The sequence below is a fragment of the Flavobacterium sp. SM15 genome, from assembly GCF_022012335.1.
In the GTDB taxonomy this organism is placed as follows: Bacteria; Bacteroidota; Bacteroidia; order Flavobacteriales; family Flavobacteriaceae; genus Flavobacterium.
Genome location: NZ_JAKLTO010000028.1, coordinates 1 through 655, shown reverse-complemented (window position 1 = coordinate 655; position 655 = coordinate 1). Strand labels below are relative to the sequence as shown.

At 46.0% G+C, this 655-nt stretch carries 2 protein-coding genes; both read left to right on the top strand.

Annotated features, from left to right (window positions below):
- The coding region (locus LZZ90_RS14120) for a gliding motility-associated C-terminal domain-containing protein (protein WP_370640717.1) at positions 1 to 138 on the top strand (138 nt) is incomplete at its 5' end.
- Between the two features lie 71 nt (positions 139 to 209).
- A partial coding sequence (locus LZZ90_RS13985) for a PorP/SprF family type IX secretion system membrane protein (protein ID WP_237791323.1) occupies positions 210 to 655 on the top strand: 446 nt, incomplete at its 3' end.

Below are 655 nucleotides of genomic sequence, written 5' to 3'. Positions count from 1 at the left end.
GGCGCTGGCTACACAGATCAGTGGCATGGTCAATCGGATTCTGGTCAGGAGTTACCTGACGGTACGTATTACTATGTTATCGACGTAGCGGATGGAACGACTAAGACGGGATGGGTTTACATCAACAGAGAGAGATAAAATAAATTAGATCCGGCTCCCAAGCTGAGAGGTTTTGGGAGTTGGTTTTATAAAAGCGAAACAACATAAGCATGAAGAAAATATATTTGACCGCTTTGATAGCCTTATCGGGGGTATTAGGGGTTCAAGCGCAGCAGGATCCGCATTACACGCAGTACATGTACAACATGAGTGTTGTGAATCCGGCGTATGCTGGTTCTAAGGACGCTTTGTCTTTAGGATTGCTATACAGAAAGCAGTGGGTTGAGATTGAAGACGCACCGACTACGGGTACGTTTTTCGCGCACAGCCCGGTAGGAAAGAATGTAGGATTGGGATTATCGGTGATATCGGATAAGATTGGTCCTGTGGAGGAGAACAACGCTTATGCGGATTTCTCGTACACGTTAAATTTAGGAGACGAGCACAAGTTGGCCTTTGGATTAAAAGGAGGTGCTACGTTTCATAAGGTAGGCTTGTTCGACAAAGTATACAACCACGTACCGGATGCAGACGACCCGGCATTTTCACAAAACAC